Below are 8953 nucleotides of genomic sequence, written 5' to 3' on the forward strand. Positions count from 1 at the left end.
ATCGCGTTGCAGCGCCGTGACCGGGACCAGGTCACCGCGTACGCCACCGGGATGGCGCAGGCGTGGATCAGCGGTGTCGACCTCGACTGGGCGGCGGTCAACCCGGGCGGTCGGCAGGTGGAGCTGCCCACCTACGCCTTCCAGCACCAGCGGTACTGGATCGAGCCCGACACCACCGCCGGCACCGGCACCGACGAGGCCGACGGCGGGTTCTGGGACGCCGTCGACCGGGGCGACACCGACCTGCTCGCCGACGGTCTCGGCGTCACCCCCGGTGTCGTCACCGAGGTACTCCCCGGCCTCGCCGCCTGGCGCGACCGGCAACGGGACGCGGCCACCGTGGACGACTGGCGCTACCGGGTGGTGTGGCGCTCCACCGAGCTTCCCGACGGCGGCGAACTCACCGGCACCTGGTGGCTCGTCGTACCGGCCGCGTCGACCGGTGACGAGCGGTTGACCGCCCTCGCCGCCGGACTGGCCGACCGGGGCGCCGACGTCGTCACCGTCACCGGCACCGACCTGCCCGCCGGGGACACCCCCGCCGGGGTGCTGTCCCTGCTCGCCCTCGACGACACCCCCGACCCCACCGACGCCGGGCTCTCCGTCGGCGTCACCGACACCGTCGCGCTGATCCAGGCCCTCACCGCCACCGACTTCGCCGGCCGGATCTGGTGCCTCACCGCAGGCGGCATCGCCGTCGACCGGTTCGAGGACCTGCCGCACCCCGCGCAGGGCGCGCTCTGGGGCCTCGGCACCGTGCTGTCCCTGGAGTACCCGCACTCCTGGGGTGGCCTGGTCGACCTGCCCACCGACTGGACCGACGAGCACGTCGCGCGGCTCGCCGACGTCCTCGCCTCCGGTGCGGAGGACCAGGTGGCCGTCCGTACCGCAGGGGTGCTGGCCCGACGGCTGGTCCGCTGGCCCGCCGCCGGCAACGCCGAACGCCACTACACGCCCACCGGCACCGTGCTGGTCACCGGCGGCACCGGTGGCATCGGCGCGCACCTCACCGGATGGCTGCTCGACCAGGGTGCCGACCGGGTGGTGCTGGCCAGCCGGCGCGGCCCGGCCGCCCCCGGCGCGGCCGACCTGACGGCCCGGCATCCGGGTGTCGAGGTCGTCGCCCTCGACGTGGCCGACCGGGACGCGGTCGCCGCGCTCCTGGCCGACCTCGGTGACGAGCTGACCGCCGTCTTCCACGCCGCCGGGGTGCTGCACCAGGAGAGGTCGCTGCCGGAGACCAGCGTGGCGGAGTTCGCCGACGTGTGCCGGGCGAAGGTGCTCGGCGCGGTGCACCTCGACGCGTTGCTGGCCGACCGGCCGCTGGACGCGTTCGTGCTGTTCTCCTCCGGTGCCGCGGTCTGGGGCAGCGCCGGCCAGGCCGGGTACGCCACGGCCAACGCGTACCTCGATGCGCTGGCGCACCGGCGGCGGACCCGGGGTGCGGTCGCCACCTCGGTCGCCTGGGGCAGCTGGGCCGGCGGCGGGATGGCCGACGGGGAGGCCACCGCGCACCTGCGCCGGCAGGGCACCCCGCCGATGGAACCCCGGCTCGCCGTCCGGGCGCTGCGGGAGGCCCTCGACCACGACGAGAGCCACCTCGTCGTCGCCGACATCGACTGGACCCGGTTCACCCCGGTCTACACCCTGGCCCGGCCCCGGCCGCTGCTGGCCGCGCTGCCCGACGCCCAACCCGAGGCCGAACCGGCCGCCCCGGTCGCCGCGACCGCCGACCTCGCCGGCCGGCTCGCCGCGATGCCGTCACCGGACCGCCTGGACACCGTCCTGGCGCTGGTCCGCGACCAGGTCGCCGCCGTCCTCGGGTACGCCTCCGGCGCGGACGTCGACCCGGAGCGGGCGTTCAAGGAGGCCGGGTTCGACTCGCTGACCGCCGTGGAGCTGCGCAACCGGCTCACCACCGAGACGGCGCTGCGGCTGCCCGCCACCCTGGTCTTCGACTACCCGACCCCGACCGAGCTGGCCCAGCAACTGCTCACCGAGCTGGTGCCCGCCGACGCCGGGGGCGTCACCCTGCTCGACGACCTCGACCGGCTCCAGGCGGCGCTGTCCACTCTGGACGCCGACGCGGTCGCCGCGCTCGACGAGAGCACCCGGGCCGGGGTGGGGGAGCGGCTGCGCACCATGCTCGCCGCGTGGACCGCCGGTCAACGCCCGGCCGAGGTCGCCAGCGTCACCGAGGATCTCGACACCGCCTCCGACGACGACCTCTTCGACTTCATCGACAGCAAGTTCGGCACCTCATGATCCGTCCGCTCCGTCGGCGCCGTCCGGGAATGGGTTCCTGATGTCCAACGAACAGAAGCTTCGTGACTACCTGCGGCGGGTCACGGCCGACCTGCACGAGACCAGCGAGCGGCTCCGCGACATCGAGGAGCGCGCCGCCGAACCGATCGCCATCGTCGGCATGGGCTGCCGCTACCCCGGCGGCGTCGACTCGCCCGAGGCCCTGTGGGACCTCGTCGCGGCCGGCACCGACGCGATCTCCGGCATGCCCACCGACCGGGGCTGGGACCTCGACCGGCTCTACGACCCTGACCCGGACCACCCCGGCACCAGCTACACCCGCGACGGCGGATTCCTCTATGGGGCCGCCGACTTCGACCCGACCTTCTTCGGCATCTCGCCCCGCGAGGCCGCCGAGATGGACCCGCAGCAGCGGCTGTTCCTGGAGACGTCCTGGGAGGCGTTGGAACGGGCCGGCATCGACCCGCTGTCGCTCAAGGGCAGCCCCACCGCCGTGTTCACCGGCGTCGTCTACCACGACTACCCGAACAGCTGGGGCGCCGGCAGCATCGTCTCCGGTCGGCTGTCGTACACCCTCGGGCTGGAGGGGCCGGCGGTCACCGTCGACACCGGCTGCTCGTCGTCGCTGGTCGCCCTGCACTGGGCCTGCCAGTCGCTGCGCTCCGGGGAGTCGTCGCTCGCCGTCGCCGGTGGGGTCACCGTGATCGGCACCCCCGACGCGTTCGTCGAGTTCTCCCGGCAGCGGGCGCTGTCCTTCGACGGCCGGTGCAAGTCGTTCGCCGCCGCCGCCGACGGCACCGGCTGGGCCGAGGGCGCCGGGTCGCTGGTGCTGGAACGGCTCTCCGACGCCCGCCGCAACGGACACCCGGTGCTCGCCGTCATCCGGGGCTCCGCGATCAACCAGGACGGCGCGTCCAACGGCCTCACCGCCCCCAACGGTCCCTCCCAGCGTCGGGTCATCCGCGCCGCGCTGGCCAACGCCCGGCTCGCCGGTCAGGAGATCGACGCGGTCGAGGCGCACGGCACCGGCACCCGGCTCGGCGACCCGATCGAGGCGCAGGCGCTGTTCGCCACGTACGGCCGGGACCGGCCCGCCGACCGGCCACTGTGGCTCGGCTCGCTGAAGTCCAACATCGGCCACTCGCAGGCCGCCGCCGGTGTCGGCGGGGTGATCAAAATGGTGCAGGCGATGCGGCACGGGGTGCTGCCCCGCACCCTGCACGTCGACGAGCCCAGCGGTGAGATCGACTGGTCGCCCGGGACCGTCAAGCTGCTCACCGAGCCGGTGGAGTGGCCGCAGACCGGCCACGCCCGCCGCTGCGCGGTCTCCTCGTTCGGCATCAGCGGCACCAACGCCCACGTCGTGCTCGAAGAGGTGGCCCCGGCCGAGGAGGACGAGCAGCCCGCCACCCCGGCGGTGCTGCCGTGGGTGCTGTCCGGGCACACCGACCGGGCGCTGCGGGCCCAGGCGCAGCGGTTGCTGTCGCACCTGGACGCCGTACCGGCCGACCCGGCTGCCGTGGGGCGGACGCTGGCCGGTCGGGCCCGGCTCGACCACCGGGCCGTGGTGCTCGGCGGTGACCTGCCGCAGCTGCGGACCGCGCTCGGCGCGGTCGTCGACGGGCTGCCCGCCGCGACCGCGGTCACCGGCACCGCCGACGCCGCAGGTCGGGTCGTGTTCGTCTTCCCCGGCCAGGGCGCCCAGTGGGTCGGCATGGCCGCCGCGCTGCTGGACTCCTCGCCGGTCTTCGCCGAGCAGATGGGCCGCTGCGCCGCCGAGCTGCGCGCGTACGTCGACTGGGACCTGCTGGACGTGGTCCGGGGGGTGCCCGGCGCACCCTCCCTGGAGTGGGTGGACGTGGTCCAGCCCGCCCTGTGGGCGATGATGGTCTCCCTCGCCGCCACCTGGCGCAGCTACGGCGTCGAACCCGACGCGGTGGTCGGCCACTCGCAGGGTGAGATCGCCGCCGCCTGCGTGGCCGGCGGACTCTCCCTGGCCGACGGGGCGCGGGTGGTGACCCTGCGCAGCCGGGCCATCGGCGAGAAGCTGGCCGGCCGGGGCGGCATGGTCTCGGTCGGGCTGCCCGCCGACCGGGCGCAGGAGCGGATCGCCCGGTGGGCGGGCGACATCTCCCTCGCCGTGGTCAACGGCGCGGGTTCGGTGGTGGTCTCCGGCACCCCGGAGGCGCTGCGGGAACTCATCGCCGAGCTCACCGGGGAGGGGATCCGGGCCAAGCAGGTCGCCGTCGACTACGCCTCGCACTCCGCGCAGGTGGAGCTGCTGGAACACCGGCTGCTGGAGGACCTGGCCCCGATCAACCCGAAGACCGGGACGATCCGGATGCTCTCCACCGTCACCGGCGACTGGGTGGACACCGCCACCCTCGACGCCCGCTACTGGTATGACAACCTCCGCAACACGGTTCGGTTCGACCCGGCGATCCGCTCTCTCGCCGGGCAGGGCTGGACCGGGTTCGTGGAGGTCAGCCCGCACCCGGTGCTCGGCATGGGGATGCAGGAGACGCTGGAGTCGGCGGACCGCCCGACGGTGGTCACCGGCACCCTGCGCCGCGACGACGGCGGCCTGGACCGGCTGCTCACCTCCCTGGCCGAGCTGCACGTGCGGGGCGTCGACGTGGACTGGGCCGTCGCCCTGCCCGGCACCCGCCGGGCGGACCTGCCCACCTACGCCTTCCAGCACGAGCGTTACTGGATCGCGCCGACCGTCACCGCCCCGGCCGCAGGCGGCACCGACGCCGGATTCTGGGACGCGGTGGAACGCGCCGACGTCGACCTGCTCGCCGACGGCCTCGGCGTCGACACCGCACTCGTCGGGGAGGTGCTGCCCGGCCTGACGTCGTGGCGGTCCCGGCAGCGCGACGTCGCCACCGTGGACGGCTGGCGGTACCGGGTGGTGTGGCGGCCGACCGAGGTGCCCACCGGCGGGCAGCTCACCGGCGTGTGGTGGGTGGTCGCCCCGGCGACGCTGGCCGACGACGAGCGGCTGCGTACGCTCGCCGACGGCCTGACCGCCCGGGGCGCCGAGGTGGTCACCGTCACCGGCACCGACCACGCCGGCCGGGAGGCCCCCGCCGGGGTGCTCTCCCTGCTCGCCCTGGACGACGGCCCCGACCCGCTGGGCGTCGGCCTGTCCGCCGGGATCACCGCCACCGTGTCGCTGGTGCACGCGCTGGCCGCGTCCGACTTCAGCGGTCGGCTCTGGTGCGTCACCGCCGGTGGGGTCGGGGTGGACCGGTTCGAGCCGGTCGCCGACCCGGCCCAGGGCGCCCTGTGGGGCCTGGGCACGGTGCTCTCCCTCGACTACCCCGGCTGGTGGGGCGGCCTGGTCGACCTGCCCGCCGAGTGGACGCCGCAGACCGTCGACCGGCTCGCCGACGTGCTGACCGGCGGCGGCGAGGACCAGGTGGCGCTGCGGGCGGCCGGCACGCTGGCCCGCCGGATGATCCGCCACCCGGCGACCCGGGCGCCCGAACGGCGCTACACGCCCACCGGCACCGTCCTGGTCACCGGCGGCACCGGCGGGGTCGGCGGGCACGTCACCGAATGGCTGGTCGGCAACGGCGCGCAGCGGGTGGTGCTGGCCAGCCGACGCGGCCCGGACGCCCCCGGCGCGGCCGACCTGACGGCCCGGCACCCGGGAGTCGAGGTCGTCGCCCTCGACGTGGCCGACCGGGACGCGGTCGCCGCGCTCCTGGCCGACCTCGGTGACGAGCTGACCGCCGTGTTCCACGCCGCCGGGGTGCTGCACCCCGAGGTGCCGTTGGGGCAGACCGGCCTCGACGACTTCGCCGACGTGTGCCGGGCGAAGGTGCTCGGCGCGGTGCACCTCGACGCGTTGCTGGCCGACCGGCCGCTGGACGCGTTCGTGCTGTTCTCCTCCGGTGCCGCGGTGTGGGGCAGCGCCGGCCAGGCCGGGTACGCCACGGCCAACGCGTACCTCGACGCGCTGGCGCACCGGCGGCGGACCCGGGGTGCGGTCGCCACCTCGGTCGCCTGGGGCAGCTGGGGCGGCGGCGGTGGCATGGCCGGCGGCGAGGTCGGGGCACACCTCGACCGGCTCGGCGTCGGCGTGATGGACCCCCGGCTCGCCGTCGACGCGCTCGGGCAGGCCCTCGACCACGACGAGAGCCACCTCGTCGTCGCCGACGTCGACTGGGCCCGGTTCGGCCCCATCTATACGCTGGCCCGGCCCCGGCCGCTGCTGGCCGAACTCCCCGACGCCGCCCCCGAGGCCGCCGAGACCACCGAAACGGGGGCGTCTTCGGCGCTCGCCGACCGGCTCGGCACCCTGCCCGAGGCCGAGCAGCGCGCCCTGCTGCTGGAGACCGTCCGCACCAACGTGGCGGCCGTCCTCGGCTACGGCGACGCCGACCTGGTCGAGCCGCAGCGCGCGTTCAAGGAACTCGGCATGGACTCGGTGACCGCCGTCGAGCTGCGCAACCGGCTCAGCGCCGCCACCGGCGTACGGCTCTCCGCCACCCTGGTGTTCGACCACCCCAACCCGACCGCCCTGGCCGACCAGCTCCGGGCCGAACTCGGCTACACCGGTGACACGGCCGGCGGTCTGCTCGCCGAGCTGGACCGGCTGGAGGTCACCGTGGCCGGCCTGACGCCGGAGGAGATCGAACGCAACCGGGTCACCGCCCGGCTCCAGTCGCTGCTGGCGAAGCTCAACGAAACCCTCAGCACCACCACCGGCGCCACCCTCGTCGACCGGCTCGAAACGGCCTCCGCCGACGACGTGTTCGACCTGATCGACAAGGAACTCGGCATGACCTGAGCCGCCACCGCGCTCCCGGAGCAACGTGTCCCGCTGGCAACGAGTTTGGTGAGGTTCGGATGGCGAACGAAGAGAAGCTCCTCGAGTACCTGAAGCGGGTCACCGCCGATCTGCACCGCACCCGGGAGCGGCTGCGCGAGGTCGAGTCACAGGAGCAGGACCCGATCGCGATCGTCGGCATGGCCTGCCGCTACCCGGGTGGGGTCAACTCGCCCGAGGACCTGTGGCGGCTGGTCGCCGACGGCGTCGACGCCATCGGCGAGTTCCCCACCGACCGGGGCTGGGACACCGCCGCCCTCTACGACGCCGACCCGGACACCGCCGGCAGCAGCTACGTCCAGCAGGGTGGGTTCGTCCACGACGCCGACGAGTTCGACGCCGAGTTCTTCGGCATCTCGCCCCGCGAGGCGCTGGCGATGGACCCGCAGCAGCGGCTGGTGCTGGAGGCGAGCTGGGAGGCGTGCGAACGGGCCGGTATCAACCCCGACACGTTGCGCGGCGGTCCGGTCGGTGTCTTCGTCGGCTGCGGTGGCCAGGACTACTGGGACCGGCTCACCGTGCTGCCCGAACCGGTCGAGGCGTACATGAGCACCGGCAGCTCCGGGGCGGTCATCTCCGGTCGGGTCGCGTACAGCCTGGGGTTGGAGGGGCCGGCCGTCACCGTCAACACCGCCTGCTCGTCGTCGCTTGTCGCGCTGCACCTCGCCGCGCACGCGCTGCGGCAACGGGAGTGCGGGCTGGCCCTGGCCGGTGGCGTCACCGTCATGTCGACGCCCGGCGCGTTCGTCGCGTTCAGCCGGCAGCGGGGGCTCGCCTCCGACGGCCGCTGCAAGCCGTTCTCCGACGACGCCGACGGCACCGGCTGGGGTGAGGGCGTCGGCATGCTGCTGCTGGAACGACTCTCCGACGCCCAACGCAACGGCCACCGGGTGCTCGCGGTCATCCGGGGTTCCGCGATCAACCAGGACGGCGCGTCCAACGGTCTGACCGCCCCCAACGGGGTGGCGCAGCAGCGGGTCATCCTCCAGGCGCTCGCCAACGCCGGCCTCACCTCTGGCGACGTCGACCTGATCGAGGCGCACGGCACCGGCACCACCCTCGGTGACCCGATCGAGGCGGAGGCGCTGATCGCCACGTACGGGCGCGACCGGCCGGCCGACCGGCCGCTCTGGCTCGGCTCGGTCAAGTCGAACATCGGCCACGCCCAGGCCGCCGCCGCCGTCAGCGGTGTGATCAAGATGGTGATGGCGCTGCACAACGGCGTCCTGCCCAAGAGCCTGCACGTGGGGGAGCCGTCCACCCACGTCGACTGGTCCGCCGGCACCGTGCAGCTGCTGACCGAGGCTCGGCAGTGGCCCGACCACGGCCAGCCGCGCCGGGGCGGGGTGTCGTCGTTCGGGGTGAGCGGCACCAACGGGCACGTGATCCTGGAGCAGGCACCCCCGGCGGAGACCGTCGCGTCGGACGAGACCGCCGAGCCGCCGGTGGTGCTCTGGCCGCTGTCCGGGCGGTCGGCGGCGGCGCTCGCCGGGCAGGCCGACCGGCTGCGGGAGTTCCTCACCGACGAGCGGCCGGTGGACGTCGGGTACGCGCTGGGCACCACCCGGGCCGCCGCCGCGTACCGGGGTGTGGTGCTCGGTGACGACGTGGCCGGCCTGGAGACCCTGGCCGCCGGCGGTGGCCTGTCCGGTCGGACCGTCGCCGGTCGTACGGCGGTGTTGTTCACCGGTCAGGGTGCGCAGCGGGTGGGGATGGGTCGTGAGCTGGCGGCGGCTTTCCCGGTGTTCGCGCAGGCTCTGGATGAGGTGTGTGTGGCGTTCGGGTCGTTGCTGGGTGGTGATTTGCGGGAGGTGATGTTCACCGACCCGGGTGGTGTGTTGGATCAGA

The 8953-nt window shown here is 74.6% G+C and carries 3 protein-coding genes; all 3 read left to right on the forward strand.

Annotation, left to right across the window (positions count from 1 at the left end; translation table 11 throughout):
- The coding region (locus AB0K25_RS31550) for an SDR family NAD(P)-dependent oxidoreductase (RefSeq protein ID WP_363823984.1) at positions 1 to 2265 on the forward strand (2265 nt) is incomplete at its 5' end.
- A gap of 40 nt (positions 2266 to 2305) precedes the next feature.
- Complete coding sequence (locus tag AB0K25_RS31555; protein WP_219469115.1) at positions 2306 to 7066, forward strand: type I polyketide synthase; 4761 nt, start codon at positions 2306 to 2308, stop codon at positions 7064 to 7066.
- 59 nt (positions 7067 to 7125) lie between these two features.
- A partial coding sequence (locus AB0K25_RS31560) for a type I polyketide synthase (RefSeq protein WP_363823986.1) occupies positions 7126 to 8953 on the forward strand: 1828 nt, incomplete at its 3' end.

The organism is Micromonospora sp. NPDC049257, from assembly GCF_040678915.1.
In the GTDB taxonomy this organism is placed as follows: domain Bacteria; phylum Actinomycetota; class Actinomycetes; order Mycobacteriales; family Micromonosporaceae; genus Micromonospora; species Micromonospora antibiotica.

Bases quoted from the DNA above. Each gene is read 5' to 3' on its own strand.
- AB0K25_RS31555 (WP_219469115.1), top strand. From the start codon at position 2,306: ATGTCCAACGAACAGAAGCTTCGTGACTACCTGCGGCGGGTCACGGCC.